The organism is Mycolicibacterium gilvum, assembly GCF_900454025.1.
GTDB classification, from domain to species: domain Bacteria; phylum Actinomycetota; class Actinomycetes; order Mycobacteriales; family Mycobacteriaceae; genus Mycobacterium; species Mycobacterium gilvum.
Map to the genome: position 1 here is coordinate 2,569,675 of NZ_UGQM01000001.1, position 22,844 is coordinate 2,592,518.

Annotated in this window: 18 protein-coding genes; 8 read left to right on the top strand and 10 right to left on the bottom strand. The window is 66.7% G+C overall.

Annotated elements, in window-relative coordinates:
* The first annotated feature begins 22 nt into the window (after positions 1–22).
* Positions 23–2,395 carry a RelA/SpoT family protein gene (locus DYE23_RS12300; protein WP_011894664.1) on the top strand — a complete coding sequence of 791 codons (2,373 nt, stop codon included), beginning with the start codon at positions 23–25 and terminating at the stop codon, positions 2,393–2,395.
* An 83-nt stretch (positions 2,396–2,478) separates the two neighbouring features.
* Here DYE23_RS12300 and DYE23_RS12305 read toward each other — a convergent pair whose 3' ends face one another.
* Entirely contained in the window at positions 2,479–3,366 is an 888-nt protein-coding gene (locus tag DYE23_RS12305) for a peptidylprolyl isomerase (RefSeq protein ID WP_011894663.1), read from the bottom strand.
* Between the two features lie 119 nt (positions 3,367–3,485).
* On the opposite strand from DYE23_RS12305, the gene DYE23_RS12310 reads away from it, so the two are divergent.
* On the top strand, positions 3,486–4,163 hold the full coding sequence (locus DYE23_RS12310) for an MBL fold metallo-hydrolase (protein WP_099961387.1): 678 nt from the start codon (positions 3,486–3,488) through the stop codon (positions 4,161–4,163).
* Entirely contained in the window at positions 4,160–5,422 is a 1,263-nt protein-coding gene (hisS, locus tag DYE23_RS12315) for a histidine--tRNA ligase (protein ID WP_115327308.1), read from the top strand. Before DYE23_RS12310 ends, hisS begins: the two co-directional genes overlap by 4 nt.
* A gap of 25 nt (positions 5,423–5,447) precedes the next feature.
* On the opposite strand, the gene DYE23_RS12320 is transcribed toward hisS, so the two are convergent.
* Positions 5,448–5,786, bottom strand: a complete 339-nt coding sequence (locus tag DYE23_RS12320; RefSeq protein ID WP_013471903.1) for a hypothetical protein — start codon at positions 5,784–5,786, stop codon at positions 5,448–5,450.
* 172 nt (positions 5,787–5,958) lie between these two features.
* On the opposite strand from DYE23_RS12320, the gene DYE23_RS12325 reads away from it, so the two are divergent.
* Complete coding sequence (locus DYE23_RS12325; protein ID WP_235660387.1) at positions 5,959–6,372, top strand: lipoprotein LpqH; 414 nt, start codon at positions 5,959–5,961, stop codon at positions 6,370–6,372.
* A 45-nt stretch (positions 6,373–6,417) separates the two neighbouring features.
* Here DYE23_RS12325 and DYE23_RS12330 read toward each other — a convergent pair whose 3' ends face one another.
* On the bottom strand, positions 6,418–6,936 hold the full coding sequence (locus tag DYE23_RS12330; protein WP_013471902.1) for a copper chaperone PCu(A)C domain-containing protein: 519 nt from the start codon (positions 6,934–6,936) through the stop codon (positions 6,418–6,420).
* A 186-nt stretch (positions 6,937–7,122) separates the two neighbouring features.
* Between DYE23_RS12330 and DYE23_RS12335 the strand changes: the two genes are divergently transcribed.
* Positions 7,123–8,028 (top strand): SigB/SigF/SigG family RNA polymerase sigma factor, encoded by a 906-nt coding sequence (locus tag DYE23_RS12335; protein ID WP_172527762.1) that lies wholly within the window; start codon positions 7,123–7,125, stop codon positions 8,026–8,028.
* Positions 8,029–8,354: 326 nt separating this feature from the next.
* Here DYE23_RS12335 and DYE23_RS12340 read toward each other — a convergent pair whose 3' ends face one another.
* Positions 8,355–9,755, bottom strand: a complete 1,401-nt coding sequence (locus DYE23_RS12340; protein WP_115327309.1) for a DUF2254 domain-containing protein — start codon at positions 9,753–9,755, stop codon at positions 8,355–8,357.
* Positions 9,756–10,352: 597 nt separating this feature from the next.
* Here DYE23_RS12340 and DYE23_RS12345 point away from each other — a divergent pair.
* A complete protein-coding gene (locus DYE23_RS12345; RefSeq protein ID WP_115327310.1) occupies positions 10,353–13,898 on the top strand; it encodes an Ig-like domain-containing protein in 3,546 nt (1,181 codons plus the stop codon).
* 102 nt (positions 13,899–14,000) lie between these two features.
* On the opposite strand, the gene urtE is transcribed toward DYE23_RS12345, so the two are convergent.
* The 5 genes from urtE to urtA are packed head-to-tail and all read right to left on the bottom strand — an operon-like array spanning position 14,001 to position 18,820.
* Complete coding sequence (gene urtE, locus DYE23_RS12350) at positions 14,001–14,693, bottom strand: urea ABC transporter ATP-binding subunit UrtE (protein ID WP_115327311.1); 693 nt, start codon at positions 14,691–14,693, stop codon at positions 14,001–14,003.
* Entirely contained in the window at positions 14,693–15,526 is an 834-nt protein-coding gene (gene urtD / locus DYE23_RS12355) for an urea ABC transporter ATP-binding protein UrtD (protein ID WP_115327312.1), read from the bottom strand. The genes urtE and urtD overlap by 1 nt, the downstream gene beginning before the upstream one ends.
* The gene (gene urtC, locus DYE23_RS12360; protein ID WP_013471897.1) at positions 15,523–16,635 is read right to left on the bottom strand and encodes an urea ABC transporter permease subunit UrtC; all 1,113 of its coding nucleotides are present in this window, start codon (positions 16,633–16,635) and stop codon (positions 15,523–15,525) included. Before urtC ends, urtD begins: the two co-directional genes overlap by 4 nt.
* Complete coding sequence (gene urtB / locus DYE23_RS12365) at positions 16,632–17,516, bottom strand: urea ABC transporter permease subunit UrtB (RefSeq protein ID WP_011894651.1); 885 nt, start codon at positions 17,514–17,516, stop codon at positions 16,632–16,634. Before urtB ends, urtC begins: the two co-directional genes overlap by 4 nt.
* A 38-nt stretch (positions 17,517–17,554) precedes the next feature.
* Positions 17,555–18,820, bottom strand: coding sequence for an urea ABC transporter substrate-binding protein (urtA, locus tag DYE23_RS12370; protein WP_041787942.1), 1,266 nt, complete (start codon positions 18,818–18,820; stop codon positions 17,555–17,557).
* A 276-nt stretch (positions 18,821–19,096) separates the two neighbouring features.
* On the opposite strand from urtA, the gene DYE23_RS12375 reads away from it, so the two are divergent.
* Positions 19,097–19,525, top strand: a complete 429-nt coding sequence (locus DYE23_RS12375) for an Rv2576c family protein (protein WP_011894649.1) — start codon at positions 19,097–19,099, stop codon at positions 19,523–19,525.
* Position 19,526: 1 nt separating this feature from the next.
* On the opposite strand, the gene helR is transcribed toward DYE23_RS12375, so the two are convergent.
* Positions 19,527–21,734 carry an RNA polymerase recycling motor ATPase HelR gene (gene helR, locus DYE23_RS12380; RefSeq protein ID WP_115327313.1) on the bottom strand — a complete coding sequence of 736 codons (2,208 nt, stop codon included), beginning with the start codon at positions 21,732–21,734 and terminating at the stop codon, positions 19,527–19,529.
* Positions 21,735–21,822: 88 nt separating this feature from the next.
* Between helR and DYE23_RS12385 the strand changes: the two genes are divergently transcribed.
* Positions 21,823–22,842, top strand: coding sequence for an Rv2578c family radical SAM protein (locus tag DYE23_RS12385; protein ID WP_011894647.1), 1,020 nt, complete (start codon positions 21,823–21,825; stop codon positions 22,840–22,842).
* Positions 22,843–22,844: the final 2 nt, after the last annotated feature.

Below are 22,844 nucleotides of genomic sequence, written 5' to 3' on the forward strand. Positions count from 1 at the left end.
GCACAGATCTGCGGAGGTGAGCATGGCCGACAAGGTTCGCACGGACCCCGGCTCCGGCCAGGCTGTGCAGACACCGCCTCCGGCTGCGTCCGCCAGCCCGGAGACGCAGCCGATGGAGATCGTCAAGCCCGCGCCCACCAGTGCCTCGCGCCGGGTGCGTGCCCGGCTGGCCCGGCGGATGACCTCGCAGCGCAGCACGGTCAACCCGGTGCTCGAACCGCTGGTCGCGGTGCACCGCGAGATCTATCCGAAGGCCGATCTCACGCTGCTCCAGAAGGCCTACGAGGTCGCCGAGCAGCGCCACGCCGATCAGCTGCGCAAGTCCGGTGATCCCTACATCACCCATCCGCTGGCCGTCGCCAACATCCTGGCCGAGCTCGGCATGGACACCACGACGCTGATCGCGGCGCTGCTGCACGACACCGTCGAGGACACCGGCTACACGCTGGAGGCGCTGACCCAGGAGTTCGGCGTCGAGGTCGGCCACCTGGTCGACGGGGTCACCAAGCTCGACAAGGTCGCCCTCGGGACCGCCGCCGAGGGCGAGACCATCCGCAAGATGATCATCGCGATGGCGCGCGACCCGCGCGTGCTGGTGATCAAGGTGGCCGACCGGCTGCACAACATGCGCACGATGCGGTTCCTGCCGCCGGAGAAGCAGGCGCGCAAAGCCCGCGAGACATTGGAGGTCATTGCGCCCCTTGCGCATCGGCTCGGAATGGCGACCGTCAAGTGGGAGCTCGAGGATCTGTCGTTCGCGATCCTGCACCCGAAGAAGTACGAGGAGATCGTCCGTCTGGTCGCCGACCGGGCCCCGTCGCGCGACACCTACCTGGCGAAGGTGCGTGCCGAGATCACCGCGACGCTGAACGCGTCGAAGATCAAGGCGACGGTCGAGGGCAGGCCGAAGCACTACTGGTCGATCTATCAGAAGATGATCGTCAAGGGCCGCGACTTCGACGACATCCACGATCTGGTCGGCGTCCGGATCCTGTGCGACGAGGTCCGCGACTGCTACGCCGCCGTCGGTGTCGTGCACTCGCTGTGGCAGCCGATCGCCGGCCGCTTCAAGGACTACATCGCTCAGCCCCGGTTCGGGGTCTATCAGTCCCTGCACACGACGGTGGTCGGCCCCGAGGGCAAACCGCTGGAGGTGCAGATCCGCACCATCGACATGCACAAGACCGCCGAGTACGGCATCGCGGCGCACTGGCGCTACAAAGAGGTCAAGGGCCGCAACGGTGTACCGGCGGGCAGTGCGGCCACCGAGATCGACGACATGGCGTGGATGCGCCAGTTGCTCGACTGGCAGCGGGAAGCCGCCGACCCTGGGGAGTTCCTCGAGTCGCTGCGTTACGACCTTGCGGTGCAGGAGATCTTCGTGTTCACCCCGAAGGGGGATGTGATCACGCTGCCGACCGGCTCGACCCCGGTGGACTTCGCCTACGCGGTGCACACCGAGGTCGGGCACCGCTGCATCGGCGCCCGAGTCAACGGCCGCCTCGTCGCGTTGGAGCGCAAGCTCGAAAACGGGGAAGTCGTCGAGGTTTTCACCTCGAAAGCCCAGAACGCGGGCCCGTCGCGGGACTGGCAGGGCTTCGTGGTGTCGCCGCGCGCGAAGGCCAAGATCCGTCAGTGGTTCGCCAAGGAACGGCGCGAGGAAGCGCTGGACTCCGGCAAGGAGGCCATCGCCCGCGAGGTGCGCCGTGGCGGACTTCCGTTGCAGCGCTTGATGAATGCCGAGACGATGGCGGCGCTGGCCCGCGAGCTGCGCTATCTCGACGTCTCGGCCCTCTACACGGCCGTCGGCGAGGGGCATGTGTCCGCCCGCCACGTCGTGCAGCGGCTGGTGGCCCAGCTCGGCGGTGACGACGAGGCCGCCGACGAGCTCGCCGAGCGCTCCACCCCGGCGACGATGCCGATCCGTCAGCGCACCAGTGACGACGTCGGGGTCGCGGTTCCCGGCGCGCCGGGCGTGCTGACCAAGCTGGCCAAGTGCTGCACCCCGGTGCCCGGCGACAACATCCTGGGCTTCGTCACCCGTGGCGGCGGGGTCAGTGTGCACCGCACCGACTGCACGAACGCCGCGTCACTGGAACAGCAGTCGGAGCGGATCATCGACGTGCAGTGGGCGCCGTCCCCGTCGTCGGTGTTCCTGGTCGCCATTCAGGTGGAGGCGCTCGACCGGCACCGGCTGCTGTCGGATGTGACGCGGGTGCTGGCCGACGAGAAGGTCAACATCCTGTCGGCGTCGGTGACGACTTCCAACGACCGGGTGGCGATCAGCCGGTTCACCTTCGAGATGGGCGACCCGAAACATCTGGGCCATGTGCTCAATGTGGTGCGCAACGTCGAGGGCGTCTACGACGTCTACCGCGTCACCTCCGCGGCCTGACGTTCTCCCGCGAGCAGACACAAACTCGCGTGTCGCTACGGCGCGTCGTGCGAGTTCGCGTCTGCTCGGCAGGGGAACCGGTGTCAGTCCAGCTGGATGTTCTTGACGGTGACCGGGAGCTTCGGCGCGCCGTCCGGTCCGCCGCCGTCCACGCCGGCTTCGGCGATCTTGTCCAGCGTCTCCAGGCCCGTCTCGTCGATGGTGCCGAATACGGTGTACTGCGGGGGCAGCTGCGAATCCTTGTAGACGAGGAAGAACTGGCTGCCGTTGGTGCCCGGACCCGCGTTGGCCATCGCCAGCGTGCCGCGGGGGTAGACGACCGGCTCGCCGAGCTTCGGGTCGTCGGGCTGGTACTGATCGGTCGGGTATTCGTTGTCGAACTGGTAGCCCGGGCCTCCGGTGCCTTCACCCGTCGGATCGCCGCACTGCAGGACTCCGAGCGAATCGCTGGTGGTCAGCCGGTGGCACGGCGTGTTGGCGAAGTAGCCCTGCTGGGCGAGGCTCGCGAAGCTGTTCACGGTGCAGGGCGACTTGCCGTTGTCGAGCTGCAGCCCGATGTTGCCCTGATCGGTCTCCATGCTCGCGCTGACCTGAGCCGGTTCGGTCGGCACCTTGCCGGTGCGGGGCGCGTTGTTCGGCTTGCTGGCCGGCTCGGCCTCCGGGTACTGGCAGTTGCCGCCGAGCCCCTCGGGGGCCACGAACTCCGGCAGCGTTACGGCCTCGGCGGGCGGCGGGACGTCGAACGGCGACGACGTCTCGGTGGTGGACGTCGACGCCGACGCGGTCTCGGTACCGGAGTCGCGGTTGACGAGCACGATCGTCGCGACCACCGCGGCGACCACGAGGACTCCTCCGACCGCTGATCCGATGATCGTGTACTGGCGGCGCTTGCGTTCACGCTCCGCCCGATGTTCGAGCTGACGCTCGAGCTTGCGCTTGGCTGTCGCTCGCCGTTGTTCGTTCGTCGGCACGGCCGGTGTCCTCCTTGGCAGTCGATCCGGTCGGCTCCGAGTGTGCCAGCTGATGCTGAGCGCGCACGGCGCGACCCTCGTGAGCCGGGCCGCGACCTGGGCATGGGAAGCTTGCAGGCGTGTTGATCACCGGATTTCCGGCCGGCCTCCTGGCATGCAACTGCTATGTGCTGGCCCCTCGGCAGGGCGCCGACGCCATCGTCGTCGACCCTGGTCAGCGCGCAATGGGCTCGCTCGCGCGGATCCTCGACGAGAACCGGCTCACCCCGGCGGCGGTGTTGTTGACCCACGGGCACATCGACCACATGTGGTCGGCGCAGAAGGTCGCCGACACCTACGGCTGTCCTACGTTCGTCCACCCGGCGGACCGGCACATGCTGACCGATCCGATCGCGGGCCTGGGCCAGGGCTTCCTGGCCGGCCTGGGAAGGCTCGCGCTGAGCCCGGTGTTCCGCGAACCCCGCCAGGTGCTCGAACTCGACCGCGACGGCGACAAGATCGAACTCGGCGGCATCACCGTCACCGTCGACCACACCCCGGGCCACACCAAAGGGTCGGTGGTGTTCCGGGTCGAACAGGGTCCCGACCAGGTCGCGTTCACCGGGGATACGCTCTTCCGCGCGTCGGTGGGGCGCACCGACCTGCCCGGCGGGAGCGGACGCGACCTGCTGGAGTCGATCGTCACCAAGCTGTTGGTGCTCGACGACGACACCCTGGTATTACCGGGGCACGGCGAGCGCAGCACCATCGGCGTCGAACGCCACACCAACCCATTCCTCGAAGGCCTGAAACCATGACCGACTCGTTCAAGGCGCCCAAGGGCGTCCCCGACTACTTCCCACCCGACTCGGCCGAGTTCGTCGCGGTCCGCAGTGGCCTGCTGACCGCGGCGCGACGCGCGGGCTACGGCGACATCGAGCTGCCGATCTTCGAGGACACGGCGCTGTTCGCGCGCGGGGTCGGTGAGTCCACCGATGTGGTCTCCAAGGAGATGTACACCTTCGCCGACCGCGGCGAGCGTTCGGTGACGCTGCGTCCGGAAGGCACCGCCGGGGTCATGCGAGCGGTGATCGAGCACGGCCTGGATCGCGGACAGCTGCCGGTCAAGCTCTGCTATTCGGGGCCGTTCTTCCGCTACGAGCGGCCCCAGGCCGGGCGCTACCGGCAGTTGCAGCAGGTCGGCATCGAGGCCATCGGCGTCGACGATCCGGCGCTGGACGCCGAGGTCATGGCGGTGGCCGATGCCGGGTTCCGCTCGCTGGGCCTGGACGGATTCCGGCTGGAGATCACATCATTGGGTGATGACAGCTGCCGGCCGCAGTACCGCGAACTGCTCCAGGAGTTCCTCTTCGCGCTGGACCTTGACGAGGAAACCCGCAGGCGTGCCGAGATCAACCCGCTGCGGGTGCTCGATGACAAGCGTCCCCATATCAGGGAGATGACCGCGAACGCACCGGTGATGCTCGACCATCTCTCGGATGCGGCAAAGGAGCACTTCGACACGGTGCTGGCGCATCTCGACGCGTTGTCGGTGCCGTACGTGATCAATCCGCGGATGGTGCGTGGGCTGGACTACTACACGAAGACGACGTTCGAGTTCGTCCACGACGGGCTCGGGGCGCAGTCCGGTATCGGCGGTGGCGGACGATATGACGGGCTGATGGCGCAGCTCGGCGGCCGAGATCTCTCGGGGATCGGGTTCGGCCTCGGCGTGGACCGCACGCTGCTCGCTCTGCGCGCTGAGGGTAAGACGGCGGGGGAGACCGCACGGGTCGACGTCTACGCGGTGCCGCTCGGTGCGGACGCGAAAGTGCGTCTCGCCGTGCTGGCCGCGCAGCTGCGCGCGGCCGGCGTGCGGGTCGATGTGGCCTACGGCGACCGCAGCCTGAAGGGCGCGATGAAGGGCGCCGACCGCTCCGGTGCGTCGATCGCGCTGGTTGCGGGCGACAGGGACCTGGAGGCGGGGACCGTCGGGGTGAAGAGCATGGCGACCGGTGAGCAGGTGGATGTCGCTTCTGATGACGTTGTGGCAGAGGTTCTTTCACGACTCACCTGAGTGTCGCGCCGGTAGGATCGCACGTTCATCGGGTGGACCCTGCCCGGCGGGATGTTATGCCGTGCGCCACAGCCGCGGCAATGATCAGTGCTCCCAGCGCCCCCGACGTGATGGTCCAGAGCCGCCGATCCTCGAGGTCCATGTCGCACAGTCTGGTGAAATTCGCGTCGTTGACGAGGCCGCCGGGCACAGGGGTATTCGCGGCACCGGCGTCGTCGTTGGCCCGGGCCGCGGACAGGTCGGGGGCAATCACGCTTCCGCAACCGACGACCTTTCCCTCCGCGGACACCGAGACGGGGGCTATCAATCCAACGATTCCGACGAGCAGGGCCACAATGCCCAGGCCGCCGATCAGCAGTCGCATCCTCATGTAAGCCACGTACCCCCGATCGAAATGTTGATACGGGCCCCTGGTTCGTGAATGTGTGTCCGGGACAGTATGAGTCGGTGCTGGGTGGGTACGTGTGCATATGGATGTTCGACCGGCGACCTGGGTTCCGCGAAACCCAGTCCGGTTCGGGGCGGTTGCCGCGTTGATGACCGTGCCTCTGGTTACGGTGGCGTGCTCCACTGCCTATGAAGCCCTCGGACACCGGACCGCGTATGTGTTGGTGAACGGTATCGAGGTCGCAGATCAGCCGCGGGTGAGATGCGACCAGGTGGAGTGGGTGTGGTTCATCGAGAGTGTCCAGGACAATCCCGGTTTCAGCGCACAGATTCGCACCGGTGACGACGTAGCGGCCCTCCTGGTGCGGATCGAGAACCTGGGTGGCTTCACCGGAAGTTCCTGGAACGCCGCCGAAACCGCGCCGGCTTCTGCGGCCGCCGTCGAAGCGGACGCCGAGGTCGCCGACGGCGACTTTGTCATCACAGGCACAGCAACGGGGTTTTATCGGGATGATCCCGCCGAGACCGCGACGGCCACCTTCGAGATCCGCACCGACTGCTGAGAACGCCGAACGGCCGCCGCGACGAAAGTCGTTGGGAGACAACAGTCAGGGCTGTTGAACCGGGCAAGCTTCGACCGGGACCGGCAGCGTCACCTCACCCGCGCGCTCGAACCGGAAAGTGACGTCGGTGCTCGTGGCTGGGACCAGATCCGGGTCCAGGCGGTCCAGCACCACCGCCGGAGCGCTCGCGTCGTCGACGCCCGGCTCTGCGTTGGGTTCACCGAAGCTGACCGTCGACTTGGGCGGGATGACCACGTCGCGGATGACCCGTGCCTGCTCTGCCGCACTCGTCGATATGCCGAGGAGCCGCTCGGTTTCGGCCGGGCGGTTGTTGGTGAGGGTGAACCGCAGCGCACCGCCGGCGTTGAGCTGTATCGCACATCGGCCCGGCACGTAGGTGGGCACGATGTAGGCATTCTCCACCGAGGTATCGACGGTGTCCGACCCCGATCCGCGATTGGACGACTCCGGAAGGGGGTCGTCAGCGCACCCGACGGTGGAGGTCAGCAGCGCCACGGAGACCGCCAACGCCGAACCACTCTTACTCAGCTTCTCTGAAGGCATGGTCGTCTACGTTCCCCATCGAGCGGTTCTGATACCTCGCGCTTGCCCGGCGGATGTACGTAGGTCACAGAGTTAAGAGCGCGCTGTGGAAGGCGTGCGATTCCACTGAGTCTTTGCCGTCTCTCGACGGCCAAACACTCCGCCCTGGTTGCGATTTCGCAACGATTTCCCGCTGGGAATTGTCCGGTGCCCTACCCGGGTAGGCGATCTGCAGATTGTCCGCAGAAGCCGCCCATCGCTTCTGCGATTCAGAGGGAGGCCGCCATGACCGTGGTAGAACGCATCGGCAACACAGAGTTGACCGGCGCAGGAACCGGGGCCGCACGCGATCTGGACTGGATGGACGTCGAGAAACAGTTGTCGTCGATGGCAGCGTGCGGCGACCGGGCTGAGCGTCGGCGACGCAGGCAACACATCATCACCGAATGCCTGCCGCTCGCCGATCACATCGCGTGTCGATTTGCCGGCCGGGGCGAGCCATCTGATGACCTGATTCAGGTCGCGCGCATCGGACTGGTCAAGAGCGTTGATCGCTATGTGCCGGACAAAGGCCGCTTCATGGCGTTCGCGGTGCCGACGATCCGCGGTGAGGTACGACGACATTTCCGCGACAGCACCTGGTCGATGAGGGTGCCCCGAAAAATCCAGGACACGCAACTGCGAATGCGGCACGCCGCAGAAGAACTCTCACAACGGTTGAAGCGAGCACCGACGGATCGAGAAATCGCGCGGGAACTGGGGGTCGACGACGGTGAAGTCTCGCGATGTCGTTCGGCGCACTGGGCATATCGACCGGTGTCACTCGACGCGCCCCGAGGGGACGCTGAGCAGGAGTGCGCCGGCATCGGGGAACTCCGCGGTGCCGACGATCCGGGCTTCGACTCCGTAGAGGATCTCATCGTGTTGAGCGGAGTCATCGCCGAACTGGATCCTCGCCGCCGCGCAATCTTGGGAATGCGCTTCTACGACTGCCTGACCCAACGAGAAATCGCCCTACGTCTGAATGTTTCGCAGGTGCAGGTCTCCCGGCTGCTGGACAGCACGTTGGCCCGGCTGCGTCAACGCATGTTCGTCGAGGTGGTCGCGGTGTAGTGCATCTTCGCGCCCATTGCCGGCCAGTGCCGGCCAGTTCTGAACTTCGATCCTGAAAGTGGTTGCACCCCAGATCGTTTGATTCTGGTGCGACCTGGTCAGGGTAACGTCGGTCGGCTTCGCGGCGTACGTCGCCCGGCAGGCGATCCGGTTGTCCGGTCATGGTGATGTCAGCAAGATCGCCGCAGTCATCCTGGCGTCCGGCGGCTCACTCAGCGTCATCACCGTCGCCAAGGTCGGCGATTGGTCGGCGCTGGACGGGTGCGGAACTCGGCGAAAGGATGGACGGACCGGCTGATACCGGTTGACCGCGAAATCGATCGCTCTCAGGTGGCCGGCCAGCGTCTGTCCAGTGCCTCGCGTACGTGGTTGATCAGACGATCCAGCCGGTCGCGGTCGGTGCTGTCGAAATCCTGCTCAGCGACAACGCGTTCCATGCGTCGCAGCCGGTCGCTGAGGGCCTCCCGGTGGGCCGGGACGACCACCACCCAAGCCAGTTCCCGCAGCATCGACACCAATCGGGCCAGCACGGTCGGATCGCTCGCGCCATAGAGTTGCGGCTGATCGCAGACCATGTCGAGCAGGTCGGGCAGGTCCGGCCGGGCCAGCACCACCCGCACCACTCCGTCGTCGTCCCGCAGCGTCCGGCGCCCCAACCGGTACCTGGCGAGTTCGCACAGTGTTGCGCTGCACGAGTTCAATCCGTGTACGGCGGTGGTGGGATCGTTGATGCCGGGGCTTAGGGCGCGGACCACCACATCGGTGAGCTGACGGAGCCCGTAACCGATGTCCTGTGCTGCGGTGCGCTCCAGACCGGTGCTCAGCGCGCCGCGAACCTGCTCGCGCAGTCGCGACAGGCGCTCGCCGGAAAGGGGATCGCCGGGCGGCCCGGTTGACCAGCACAACGCCGCCGGCACCCCCGACACGATGTCCGACCCAACCGGGCGGTCGATCCAGACCACCACGTCCGCCTCGACCGCCGCCGCAAACAGCGCCTGCTCGTCGACCTCGACGAGGAAACCCGACGATCGGGCGGTGACCACAGACGCGTCGGTGGGCGGGAAGGGTGTGTAGTCATGGTCCGGTGTGTCGTCGAGCCGTTTCAGCATGCGGCGCGCCGTGGTCTCGATGTCGGACGAAACATGGTCGAGCATGGTTTCTATCCGGATCTGGCGTACCAAATGCCCGAGGAACAGGACCAACGCCAACACGCTCACCATGGCCAGGAGGTAGGCGACCGTCACCGAGAGTTGGGGGACGAACTCCGCCCCCGCGTCGGCGTCGTTGCGGACGGTACGCAACACCGTCAACGCATAGACGAACGTCGCGAGGAACAGTGCCAAGGTGCGCTGGACGAATGGGTCCGCCGCGAATGTGCGCAGCAGTCGCGGTGTGTACTGAGTGCTGGCCAGCTGCAGAGTGACCACGGTCAGGGAGAAGGTCAGCGACGTCACCGTGATCAGCGACGTCGCGATTGCCCCGAGGACTTCACGCGCCGCGTCGGCCCCGCCACCGAACAGGTACGCCGACAATGTCTCAGGCATCCGCTTATCGAGGGCGGCATCGAGTTCTGGGAGGGCGACGCCGGCGACGATCGCAAAGACGACCCCGAGAGCGGGGACGGGCCACAACCGGCTTCGCCAGGCATCGACGAACACGGTGCGTCGGCGCCGGACGGCTTCCAGCGGCCAGGGCTTGTCCCGATCTTCCCCGCGGTCACGGCTCATGCGACCGAAGCTACCCAGTGCGCACTTCGGGTTCGTCAAGAACGGCGCCAGGGGTCGAGAGTTCATCCGTGAGCTCAGGTCGCGCCTGGGGTGTGGCGTCAGCGTCCAAAATCTGTGATCAGCTGCTGCCCGCACGTTGCCGGCACGGAGGTGCGCGCGGCGGGACCGGATCTGCCAGGATCAACCAGGGTTTAATTGACGCATATGTTAACCTCGTGCGCACGTGTCCTCGATGCGCAGCGGCTGCGGTATTCGCTGGCGTTCGCGAGGAGTTTGCGAGAGAGTGCAAATTCTGCAGCCCTCCGAGGTAGCTCGTTGACTGGTCGTAGCAGCCTCAGCTGTGCTGCTCGATTGCTGATCTGATTGCTCGGAGCTAGCCACGCGGTTGCTGGTGTGTGTATTATCGTCCGTGTAAATTTAGCTGGTGCACGTTACGCGCAGCTCCGAAGGGGCGGCGTGACGCGTGTCCGGTGTCATGTCACAGAGACACCTCCGGCTGTTCGACACGCGGGTAGAGCCCCCAGACGGTCTCGCTGAATGTCTGGGGCTCGGCACGGAGTCGACGGGCGCAGGGTGTGACGGAGCAAAGGAGCTGCGTTGGCCGCCGCCAGTCCCCGAAAGTCGCGTCGGACCCCCGGCCGTCACCGCAAGCCCAGCAACCATGCCCACTGGTTGAGGGTCGGTGCCGTCGGCTTCGGTCTGGCCGCAGCGATCATCAGCGGTCAGGGCGTGGCGACCGCGGATACCGACGACTCGTCGGGGTCGGGCGAGAGCAGCGCGACGGCCAGGGGTAAACAGGCCGCCGTCGCCGATCGCCCGAGCGCGTCGGAGCAGAGCGAATCGCCTTCGTCCCCCGACAGCGACAACGATGGCGTCGGCACCGACGACGAGACCACGGACGACACCGACACCGACACCGGCGCGGAGAGCCCGGACGTCGAGGTAGACGAACAAGATCAGGATCCGCAGCCCGACACCGTCGAGGAGCCCGACGAGGACACGTCCGAGGTGACCGTCGACGAATCCGACGGTTCGCGCACGCACCAGAAACCGGTCGTCACCGAGACCACGCCCCCTGCCGAGGCAAGCCCGCCGTCGACACCCGCGGACGGGACCGACGCGCCTCAACCGGAAACGGCGCCTCCCGCCACGGGCGGCAACAACGCTGACCCGGGCACCACGCCCGCGCCGAGTTCGCCCGGCGGGTCGACGGGCGGCCCGTCGACCGCGGCACCTGACGACGAAGCCGCCACACCGGAGACTGAGGCCGAAACCGAAGCGGCGTACCTGCTCAATTTCGTCAAAGAGTTGGTGAAGGTGTTCGGAGGGGCCACGACCGACGGTGGCGGCACCGCACCGCCGATGTCGTGGGACAAAGTGCTGCAGGGCCTCTTCCTCGGGCGCAAGGATCAAGAGACGAGAAACGCCACCAGAGAGTTGATTGAGCTCGCCAACGAGAAGACGCTCGCCGAGCTCGGCACGTCGATCGGATGGGTTCCCTTCGTCGGGACGGGCCTGTACGGGGCCAGCTTCGTGGGCAATCTGGGAGCGCTGATCAGCGCTGTGCTGCGCGGCGACAGCGCTGACATCGCTGACGAATTCCGTGATCTCGGCCGCGACCTGGTCGGCATGGTCCCGGTCGTCGGCGCACCCACGGCGGCGAAGCTGTACGCCGGCGGATCGGACGCCGTCGGTGCGTCAGCCCAGATGTCGGCCCAAATGTCGGCGCAGATGACAGCGATGGCGACAGCGACGCCACCCCCTCCAGTGGGAACGCAGGCGCACTTCCTGTGGGTGCTGCAGCGCGCCGTGAACCGGTTGGCGGGCTGGCCCGGACCGGCGGGTCAGAACTTCGTCGACATCACGAACCGTGTGACCGACCAGACCCTGGACAACGCCGACAATCAGCTCGACATCCTTATCGCCAATGCGTTCGCGGGCAGTCCGGCTGTGTGGCTTCCCGACCTGGGCAGGGTTCTGGGGCTCTTCGTACTGACGGCAATACCCGGGTACTCCTACACCGACAGCCTGAACGCCTGGGGCAGCTTCCTGAACAAGATCATGCCGCCTTACAAAATCGCCGACGGGGCGGGCACTCTCGACGTTATCTCGAACTACAAGATCACGGGTGCTGCCGTGGTCGGCGCAGCGACTCTTCTGAGGGACATGCTGAACGGGATCTACGATCCGGTTCAGTGGGAGATCAACATCATCAAGACGACCACCGGGGCGACCGTCACGGCGTCGGATCTCAATGACTTCAACACGATCATGACCAAGGTCGCCGCCGCTCAGGCCGGGGCTATTTTGATCGGCGGTGACGGTGGTGCGTTCGACGATCCGACCAGAGCCTGGAATGTCACGCTGCCCACCTGGACCGAGGCTCAGGTTAATCCGTACACGATCACCACCTACGTAGCGCTCGTCGCCATCTACAAGCGCTTCCAGGAGATGGCCACGCTGACGACGTTCACCACATGGACGACGTACGACAGTTGGCACTACACCAACGCTTTGGGCATGTACGCGGCCGGAACGTTCCACGCAGTCGATCCCGACGGCGGCTCGATCGAATTCCGTGCCGACGGCACGCTCGGCAGGACGTACACCACTGAGGGCAATGCGCTGGTGACCATCAACACCGTCGGAGGCGGCTTCACCTACACTCCGCCGGCGTTGTGGGACCCCCAGGCTCAAGGCGCGGCGTTCCGCCACCGCAGCACTGCAGAGGACCCGGAGGAGAGGTTCGACTGGGTCACCGTGGACGCGTACTCCGCCGACGGCGTCCCCTACAGCCTCCGGATGGGCATCGAGATCATCGACGGCACGAACGCCGTGCCGGTGTACACCGGTGTCACGGGCCAGAGCACGGACGCGTTGGGCGTGGTGAAGGGCAAGCTCAACGCGACAGACTCCGACGGCGACCCAATTAGGTACTACCTGGTCGAATCATCGGTCAACGGTCTGAACGGTAACTCCGCCTACACCAAGAACGGCGCCGGCAACGGCGGCATCGTCACCGTCAACGAGAACGGTGATTTCACCTACGTGTCGAGTGCGACTGCCGGCGCCACGCAGAGCTTCCAGGTGCGGGTCAACGACGCCCACCACGGCAACACGATCGTCACGGTCACCGTGCCGAACACCACCAGCATCACCCCGGGCAACGTCAACACCTCGACGCCCTACGTGGTCACCGGGACGGTGCCGGCTTCGACCAACAAGCCGGGAGCGTTCACCAGCTACACCCTCGTCGGCGGCACGACGAAGGGCACGGTGACCTCGTTCAACCCGGTCACCGGCGCGTTCACCTACACCTCCAGTGTGGGCCGTGTGTTGGACAACGACGATGTGATCACCGTGATCGGCACCGACGCCGACGGCCGTTCGGTGACGCTGCGCCTGAACGTGAAGCCGACGACGGTCACCAATGCTCCGACGTTGACGCTGACCACGGCCCCAACGGTCGGCACGCTCGTCGGCACCACTCAGACCAGCACGGGCAAGTTCACGTACTTCGATGCCGACGGCGACGCGCCGATCTGGCCGACAAGTGTGACCAGCTCGCGCGGCGGCACCGTCACCGTGGCCGCCGACGGTACGTTCACCTACACGAGCAACCTCACAGTGGCGCAGCGCCACGCGGTCGCCCGGATCGGGGCCGCGGGCAGCACCTTCAACGGTGTCGCCCTCGCTGCCTGGGAGGATGCGTTCACCATGACGGTCTCCGATGGGTTCGGGGGCACCGCCACGCAGACGGTGAAGGTGCCGATCTACGCGATCAACGCCAATCCCACGCTGGGCCTCGGGGGCCTCGCGTGTGGGTTCGGGACCTGCACCATCACCATCACGACGACCGACCCGGACGGCGACGATCTCAGCGGCAGCTTGAACACCTCGAACAACGGCCAAGGTGATCCCTGGTACACCCTCGAGAGAGGGTCGGTCACTATCAACGCGGGAAACCAGCACACGATGAGCTGGACTGGAAACAGCGGCGGCCTTGGCACCCAGCAAACGGGTGTCCAGAGATACACCGTCTATGACGGCTACTACCGGGTCACCAACGGCGTCGTCGACTCCAGCTACTTCGCGCGGGCGTGGGTTAACTGGAACAACACCACCAGGACCACCGGGAACTAGTGCAGGCGCGCCGAACTGCGCCGAACCCCGCAGCGAGCGCGCGGTCTTGCACACCCCGACACGGAGTGTCGGTGTGCAGACCCGCGCGCTCGCGGGGAAACGCTAGATCGCCATCGCGGCGCGCACGTCGGCTTCCGACGCCGAACCGCCTGTGCCGCTGGAGGTTACGCGACCGGCCTCGAGGATGTAGTAGCGCTGCGCCGATTCGAGCGCGAAGCCGATGTGCTGCTCCACGAGGAGCACGCCGAGGTCGCCGCGACTGGTCAGCGCGGTGATGGCCTCTTCGATCTCATGCACGACCGACGGCTGAATACCCTCGGTCGGCTCGTCGAGGATCAGGCACTTCGGCGTGGTGATCAACGCCCGTGCGATCGCGAGCTGTTGGCGCTGGCCGCCCGAGAGCAGACCGGCGCGGCGGGTCAACAGCTCCTTCAACGCCGGGAACAGATCGAGTTGTTCGTCGATCAGTGCCTTGCCGTTCTTTCGGCCGTCGGCGACCACCTGCAGGTTCTCGGCGGTGGTGAGTTGTCCGAAGGACTGCTGGCCCTGCGGGACGTACGCCAGGCCGCGGTGCACCCGCGCGCTGGGCCGCAGCCTCGTGATGTCCTCGCCTCCGAAAAGCACCTTCCCCGCAGTGCATTTCAGCAGGCCGACCGCCGCGCGCAGCAGTGTCGTCTTGCCGGCGCCGTTGTGTCCCATCACCGCAGCGACACCGTCGGTGGGGACTTCGATGCTGACCCCGTGAATGACCTCGCTGCGTCCGTAGCTGGTACGGACGTCGATCAGTTGCAGCATCAGGAGTTCTCCTCGACCAGTTCGATGCCGTCGGCGCCGGCCGCGGCGGTCCCGAGGTAGACCTCCTGGACGCGGGGGTTGGCCTGCACCTCGGCGACCGAGCCTTCGGCGATCACGTGGCCGCGGGCGAGCACGGTGACCGACGTGGCGAAGGCCCGCATGAAATCCATGTCGTGCTCCACGACGACCACGGTGCGTTCGGCGCCGATGCGGCGCAACAGGTTTCCGGTCTCTTCCCGTTCTTCGGCGCTCATGCCCGCCACGGGTTCGTCGAGCAGCAGCACGTCGGCGTTCTGCACCAGCAGCATGCCGATCTCCAGCCACTGCTTCTGACCGTGGGCGAGGACTCCGGCGGGTTTGTCGGCCAGATGGGTCAGCCCGGTGGTGTGCAACGCCTGCTCGATGGCGGGCAGCACACCGTTGCGCCGCCGGAGCAGCGTCCACACCGATCTGCCTGCGCCCGCGGCGATGTCGAGGTTCTGCAGCACCGTCAGCTGTTCGAACACGCTCGCGGTCTGAAACGTGCGCCCGACGCCGAGGCGCGCGATCTGGTTGACCTTCTTGCCGAGCAGTTCGACCCCGGACTTGTTCACCGATCCCGACGCCGACACCAGCCCGGTGATTGCGTCGATCACGGTCGTCTTGCCCGCGCCGTTGGGTCCGATCAGGAAGCGCAGATCGCCCTGGAACAGGGTCAGGTCGACGTCGCTGACGGCCTTGAATCCGTCGAAATCGACTGTGAGACCCCGCACTTCGAGGTACTGCGCGCCCATGCCCGCGTTGCCGCCCTCGGCGGGCTCCTTCGCCGCGATGCTCGCCTCAACGTCACTCATGAGCTCGCACCCACCTTTTCTGCGTCGGGGTCCGTGTCGGGGGCCTTGTCGGGCTCCGTGTCGGCCTCGGCTTTGCGCCTGCGCTTGAGGAACACCCCGAGTCCGGCCAGCCCCGCGGGCAGGAACCCGACGACGAGGATGAACAGCAGACCCTGGCCGTAGGTCCACGCCGACGGAAAGCGTTCGGAGAACAGTGTCTGGGCCCATGCCACTCCGATGGCGCCGAGGACCGGCCCCAGCAGCGTGGCACGCCCGCCGATGGCGACACCGATCAGGAACGCGATCGACGGGAGGATGCCGACCTGCGACGGGGCGATGAAACCGACGATCGGCGCGAACAGCGCCCCGGCGATGCTCGCGAACAGCGCCGCGACCGCGTAGGCCACCACCTTGATGTTGGCGGGGTCGTATCCGAGGAAGCGGACCCGCTCCTCACCGTCGCGCACCGCCACCAGCAGCTCGCCGTAGCGACTCTGCATCAGCTGGCGCACCACCGCGACCACGAGCAGCAACACCGCCGCGGCGATGAAATACAGCATCCTGCGGTTCGCCGGATCGTTGAGGGTGAAGCCGAAGAAGGTGCGGAACCTGTTGAGCCCGTTGGACCCTCCGAGACTGGTCTGACCGACGAGCAGGATGGCCAGCGCGGCGGCCAGCGCCTGGGACAGGATCGCGAAGTACGCTCCCTTGACCTTGCGCTTGAAGACTCCGAGACCGAGCGCGACCGCGATACCGGTGGGAATGACGACGATGGCGATCAGCGTCACCGCCGGCGAGGCGAACGGCGTCCAGTACGACGGCAATTCGCGAACACCCTGGATCTGCATGAAGTCCGGCACGTCGTCGCCCCGCAACTGCGCATCGGCGATCTTGAGGTGCATGGCCATCATGTAGCCGCCGAGGCCGAAGAACACCCCCTGGCCCAGCACCAGCATGCCGCCCCGCCCCCAGGCCAGGCCGATGCCGACGGCCACGATCGCGAAGCACAGGAACTTGCCGAGCAGGCTGAGCCGGAAATCCGACAGGATCGCCGGTGCCAGCACGAACAACACCAGCGCCGCGACCCCGAAGCCGGCCCAGGTCTGCCACCGCCCTAAGAGGGCCCTCATACGAGACTCCTTGTCCGGACCGTGAACAGCCCCTGCGGCCGCACCTGGAGAACGATCACGATGATGACGAACACGATCACCTTGGCCAGTGATGCGGTCGTGTTGTACTCGATGAACGAGTTGAGGAAGCCGAGCGCGAACGCCGCGATCACCGTGCCCTTGATCTGGCCGAGGCCGCCGATGACGACCACCAGGAACGCGTCGATCAGATAGCTCTGCCCGATCGTCGGACTGGTCGACCCGATCAGCGTCAGCGCCACACCGGCGACAGCGGCGAGACCGGATCCGATGAAGAACGTCGTGATGTCGGTCTTGCGTGACGAGATGCCGCTGGTCTCCGCGAGGTCGCGGTTCTGCACCACGGCCCGGATGCGTCGACCCATCGGGCTGACCTTGAGGACAGCGGCCAGCACGGCGACGCATGCGATCGCCAGCACGAGGATGAAGATGCGGGTCTTGGGCACCACGGCGCCGAAGATCTCCACGCCGCCGGAGAGCCACACGGGCGCGATGACGTTGACCGCCGGCGCACCGAAGATGTCACGGGCCACCTGCTGCAGGATCAGGCCGACGCCGAACGTCACCAGCAGTGTGTCCAGCGGACGGTGATACATGCGCTGGATCAGCGTGACCTCCAGCAGCGCCCCCATCGCGCCACCGACGAGGAATCCGATGACCAGCGAGAGGATCAGCGACACACCGGCATTCGACACCACCTGCTGCACCACGTAGGCGGTGTAGCAGCCGGCCATGATGAACTCGCCGTGCGCCATGTTGATGACGCCCATTTGGCCGAACGTCAAAGACAACCCTAGTGCGGCCAGCAACAGGATTGAGCCGAGGCTCAATCCCGTTGCCAGCTGCCCGATTACGACATCCACGTGATACCTATGCGATTCCCGTCGCTTCGCTCGCCCTCTTATCCGGACAGTCCGGCGGCCCAGGGGTAGGACTTCAGGAAGGGATCGGGCTCGATCGGCGCCGGGGATTCCCACACCGTGTAGATGAGCCCGTCGGGACGGATCTCGCCGATGCGGGCGGTCTTGGTGATGTGGTGGTTGTCGCCGTCGATCGTGACCAGGCCTTCGGGGGCGTCGAACGTCACCCCGTCGGCGTTGTCCTGGATCGCCTTGACGTCGAAGGACTGGGCCTTCTCGACGGTGTTCTTCCACAGGTAGACCGACACGTAGGCGGCCTCCATCGGATCGGAGGTCGGCTTGTCGGCGCCGAACTTGTCCTTGTAGGCCTTGACGAACTCGTTGTTCACCGGGGTGTCGATGGTCTGGTAGTAGTCCCATGCGGTCAGCTGACCGTCGATGTTCTGCACGCCGATACCGCCGACCTCCTCCTCGGCGATCGAGACCGAGACGACCGGCATGTCCTGCGGCGTCAGGCCGACGTTCTTGTATTCGCGGAAGAACGCGACGTTGGAGTCGCCGTTGAGGGTGTTGAACACCGCGTCGGCGTCGGCCGAGCGCACCTTGTTGATGATCGTGGAGAAGTCGGTCGAGCCCAGCGGGGTGTAGTCCTCGCCCTTGATCTCGATGCCGTTGGCTTCGGCGTAGGCCTTGATGATGCGGTTCGCGGTCTGCGGGAAGACGTAGTCGCTGCCGACCAGGTAGAGCGACGTGACGCCCTTCTCCTTGAGGTAGTCCAGGGCGGGCACGATCTGCTGGTTGGTGGTCGCGCCGGTGTAGAAGATGTTGGGGGAGGACTCCAGGCCCTCGTACTGCACGGGGTAGTAGAGCAGCGAGTTCGCGCTCTCGAAGACCGGCAGCATGGCCTTGCGGCTCGACGAGGTCCACCCTCCGAAGACCGCGGCGACGCAGTCGCTGCTGATGAGCTTCTCCGCCTTCTCGGCGAAGACCGTGGGCTCGGACGCTCCGTCCTCGCTGACCAGCTGGATCTGCTTGCCCAGGACGCCACCCGAGGCGTTGATCTGCTCGACTGCCAGATCGATGGCGTTGCGCACGGTGACCTCGGAGATCGCCATGGTTCCCGACAGCGAGTTCAGCGCGCCGACCTTGATCGACGAGCCGGAGGTGTCAACGCAGGACTCGGCATTTGCTGAGTCCGTTTCGCTCGCTTTACTGCCACAGCCGGCCAGCAGCAGGCTGGCGACGGCCACGACGCTTCCTGCAGTCAGCGCCGAGCGTGAGAACGAATGGCGTCGAGGTTGTTGCATGAACGGCCTTTCTGGCAGACGGCAGCACACATACCCTGATGAGGCGCCGTGTTGGGTTCCTTCGGCACGCGTCAGAACAGTTCTGTACGGCGAAGTTTCGACACCGCCCCGGTGTCGAATCGGGACGTTAGAGCGCCTGTGTTTCTGCCAAATGTCTGTGTGTGACGGGCAGGTTAACCTGTGTCGTCACCGACAGTTTGTTTGCCGTCAACCCGCTCTGCGGGGGAGGAGCGGCACGGGCGTAACGATCCGGTAGCGTCCGCCGATGTGACGAACATGCGAACAGCTACAGCCAAGGTAGGAACGGCGGTCGGCGCGTCACTGTTGGCGGCGGCCACGTCGATGATGATCGGCCAGCCGGCGGCGAGCGCCCAGGACGCCCATCAGGTCCGGTACACGCTCACCTCTGCGGGCGCCTACGAGTTCGATCTGTTCTATCTGACGACCCAGCCGCCGAGCATGCAGGCCTTCAACGCCGACGCCTACGCGTACGCCAAGCGTGAGAAGGTCAACCTGGCCCCGGGTGTGCCGTGGACGTTCGAGACCACGATGGCCGATCCGAACTGGGCGATCCTTCAGGTCAGCAGCACGACCCGCGGGGGACAGGCCGCTCCGAACGCGCACTGCGACATCGCCGTCGACGGTGAGATCCGCACCGAGCACAACGATCCGTACAACGTGCGGTGCCAGCTCGGTCAGTGGTGATTCACTGACCGAGCCCCGCGAGAGCGGGCGGTAGCGGGTCGCGATGCAGCACGCCGAGGCGCTGGGTCGCGCGGGTCAGGGCGACGTAGAGGTCGGCCGCCCCGCGGGACCCCTCGGCGAGGATCCGTTCGGGATGTACGACGAGCACCGCGTCGAACTCCAGTCCCTTGGTCTCTGTCGGCAGTACCGCGCCCGGTATGTCCGAGGGTCCGATGACGACATGTGTGCCGTCCCGGTTGTCTTCGTCGCGGACGAAATCCGCTATTGCAGAAGGTAGTTCGGCGTCGCTGAGCTGGCGTGCCCACGGCGCCACGCCGGTCGAGCGCACCGATTCGGGCGGGACGACGTCGGGGGAGAACTCGGCGAGCACGGCCGCCGCGACATTCATGATCTCGGCCGGGGTGCGGTAGTTCACCGTCAGTGTGCGGTACACCCAGCGGTCGGGCACATAGGTCTTGAGCATCTCGTCCCAGGACGTCGTCCCGGCCGGTGAGCGACGCTGCGCGAGATCGCCCACGATCGTGAACGATCGACTCGGGCAACGCCGCATCAGCACCCGCCAGTCCATCTCGGACAGTTCCTGCGCTTCGTCGACGACGGTGTGCCCGTAGGTCCAGTCACGATCTGCCGCAGCACGTTCGGCGAGTTCCCGGGTGTCGCGTTCGAGGAAGCGCTCGGCGAGGTCCTCGGCGGCGATGACGTCCTGGGCCATCAGCTGGTCCTCGTCGTCCATCAGATCCTCGCGGCCGATCATCAGATCGAGGACCCCGGCGGCGTAGGCGGCCTCCTCCTGGCGCTCCCGCTCGGCTGCTTCCTCGCCGGACTTGTCGCGCCCCAGCAGGTCGACGAGTTCGTCGAGCAGCGGGATGTCCGACAGAGTCCAGGCGGCGCCGTCCTCGCGATACAGCACGGGGTCCGCGCCGGCGGCACGCAGACGCTCGTGTGACGAATACAGTTCGGCGAGAACGGTTCCCGGTGTCAGCACCGGCCAGAGCAGATCGAGTGCGGCCTTGAACGCCGCGTGGTCCTCGAGTTCGTCGAGCAGGTCGGCCCGCAGATGTTCCCACGCCGCGCGGTCGTCGCGGGTCAGCCAGCCCCGGCCGATCTTCGCGATCGCGCGTTCGCTCAGTGCCCAGGTGAGGACGTCGACGAACGTGGCGCGGGCGTCGTTGTGCGGTTGTTCGGTCGCGCGCGCTTCCTGGACCGCCCACTGGGCGATGTCGGGGCCGATGCTGATCGACACATCGGACAGGTCGATCGGCAACGGCTCCTCCGGCACGCGCTGGCGGTCGGCGACCGCGGCGGCGAGCACGTCGAGCATGGCCAGCGACCCCTTGGCGGTTGCGGCGGCCGGGTCGTCCTCGGCGGTGGCGCGCAGGCCGGGGAACAGGTCGCCGGTGGTCGTGAACACCACGTTGGTCTCGCCCAACGACGGCAGCACCCGGCCGATGTGGCGCAGGAACGCGCTGTTGGGTCCGACCACGAGCACACCGTGGCTCTCCATGCGTTTGCGCTGGGTGTAGAGCAGGTAGGCCACGCGGTGCAGGGCGACGACGGTCTTGCCGGTCCCCGGCCCGCCCTCGATGACCAACACGCCGGGATGGTCAAGCCTGATGATCGCATCCTGCTCGGCCTGGATGGTGGCGACGATGTCGCGCATTCCCTCGCCGCGCGGCGCGTCGACCGCGGCCAGCAGTGCCACGTCGCTGGAATCGCCGGGCTGGTCGCCGGTATCGCCGTCTCGGGGTCTGCCGAACACCTCGTCGGTGAAATCGAGCAGCCGGCGGCCGAGGCTGTGGAACTGCCGGCGGCGGCGCATGCCCTCCGGATTGGCGCCGGTGGCGGTGTAGAAGGCGCGCGCGGCCGGTGCCCGCCAGTCCAGCAGCAGGGGTTCGTGGTCGTGCGCGTCGTCGAGCACGCCGATGCGGCCGATGTAGAGGTGCTCGCCGTCGACGCCGTCGAGGCGGCCGAAGCACAGCCCGGCGTCGGCGACGTTGAGCCTGTCCATCTGCGCGGCGGTCGCGCGCACCTCGGCGTCGCGAGCCAGCAGCGTCGCGCCGTTCTGGGTGTCGACGTCGCCGCGCAGCGCCGCGCTGTAGCGCGCCTTGACCCGGGCTCGCTCGGTGTCCAGCCGGGAGTAGAGGTCGTTCACGTAGGCCTGCTCGGACTGCAGTTCGGCCTCGTAGTGAGACGGGTGGTGAGTCGACATGTGCTCCTAACGGATGTGAGCTGAGATGCGATTCTACGAGGCGGGCGGCGTTGCTTGACACCGCATCGAACGTATGTTCGCATAGGGTATGCGCTGGGCCGGTCAAGGTGTCGCCGTCGACGACGGAGCGTTGCCGGGCCTGCAGCGTCTGGGATTGGTCCGCAGTGTGCGTACCCCGCAGTTCGACGGAATCACCTTCCACGAGGTCCTGTGCAAGACCGCGCTGAACAAGATCCCGGCCGCCTCGATGCTGCCCTTCAGGTTCACCGTCAACGGCTACCGCGGCTGCTCGCACGCCTGCCGGTACTGCTTCGCCCGACCGACCCACGAGTACCTGGAGTTCGACCCCGGGCGTGACTTCGACACCCAGGTGGTGGTGAAGACGAACGTCGCCGAGGTGCTGCGCCGTGAACTGCGACGGCCGTCCTGGTCGCGGGAAACCGTTGCGCTGGGCACGAATACCGACCCGTACCAGCGGGCCGAAGGCCGCTATGCGCTGATGCCGGGGATCATCGGCGCCCTCACCGATTTCGGGACGCCGTTCTCGATCCTGACCAAGGGCACACTGCTGCGGCGCGACCTGCCGTTGCTCACCGACGCGTCACGCCGGGTGGACGTCAGTGTCGCGGTCTCGCTGGCGGTCGGCGATCCGGACCTGCACGGCCGGCTCGAGCCGGGTACGCCGACGCCCGAGGCGCGGCTGAGCCTGATCTCGGCGATCCGCGAGGCGGGGCTGCGCTGTCACGTGATGGTCGCGCCGGTCCTGCCCGGGCTGACGGATTCCGACGATCATCTCGACGACCTGCTGGGCCGGATCGCCGGGGCCGGGGCCACCAGCGCGACGGTGTTCGGACTGCATCTGCGCGGCAGCACCCGCGGCTGGTTCATGGACTGGCTGGCCGAGGCCTACCCCGATCTGGTCGGCGAGTACCGCCGGTTGTACCGGCGCGGGGCGTACCTTCCGGCTGAGTACCGCGCCGACCTCGCATGCCGGGCGGCTCCGCTGTTGGCGCGCCACGGCCTGGCACGCGCACCGCGGTTCGCCGCGCCCCTGCCCGGCGCCGGGCCGGTGGACGCGGCGCCCGAGCTGCAGCCGACGCTGTTCTGACC

Bases quoted from the DNA above. Each gene is read 5' to 3' on its own strand.
- urtC (WP_013471897.1), bottom strand. From the start codon at position 16,635: ATGAGGGCCCTCTTAGGGCGGTGGCAGACCTGGGCCGGCTTCGGGGTC.
- DYE23_RS12300 (WP_011894664.1), top strand. From the start codon at position 23: ATGGCCGACAAGGTTCGCACGGACCCCGGCTCCGGCCAGGCTGTGCAG.
- urtE (WP_115327311.1), bottom strand. From the start codon at position 14,693: ATGCTGCAACTGATCGACGTCCGTACCAGCTACGGACGCAGCGAGGTC.
- urtA (WP_041787942.1), bottom strand. From the start codon at position 18,820: ATGCAACAACCTCGACGCCATTCGTTCTCACGCTCGGCGCTGACTGCA.
- DYE23_RS12330 (WP_013471902.1), bottom strand. From the start codon at position 6,936: ATGCCTTCAGAGAAGCTGAGTAAGAGTGGTTCGGCGTTGGCGGTCTCC.
- DYE23_RS12385 (WP_011894647.1), top strand. From the start codon at position 21,823: ATGCGCTGGGCCGGTCAAGGTGTCGCCGTCGACGACGGAGCGTTGCCG.
- DYE23_RS12325 (WP_235660387.1), top strand. From the start codon at position 5,959: ATGACCGTGCCTCTGGTTACGGTGGCGTGCTCCACTGCCTATGAAGCC.
- helR (WP_115327313.1), bottom strand. From the start codon at position 21,734: ATGTCGACTCACCACCCGTCTCACTACGAGGCCGAACTGCAGTCCGAG.
- DYE23_RS12320 (WP_013471903.1), bottom strand. From the start codon at position 5,786: ATGCGACTGCTGATCGGCGGCCTGGGCATTGTGGCCCTGCTCGTCGGA.
- DYE23_RS12340 (WP_115327309.1), bottom strand. From the start codon at position 9,755: ATGAGCCGTGACCGCGGGGAAGATCGGGACAAGCCCTGGCCGCTGGAA.
- hisS (WP_115327308.1), top strand. From the start codon at position 4,160: ATGACCGACTCGTTCAAGGCGCCCAAGGGCGTCCCCGACTACTTCCCA.
- DYE23_RS12375 (WP_011894649.1), top strand. From the start codon at position 19,097: ATGCGAACAGCTACAGCCAAGGTAGGAACGGCGGTCGGCGCGTCACTG.
- urtD (WP_115327312.1), bottom strand. From the start codon at position 15,526: ATGAGTGACGTTGAGGCGAGCATCGCGGCGAAGGAGCCCGCCGAGGGC.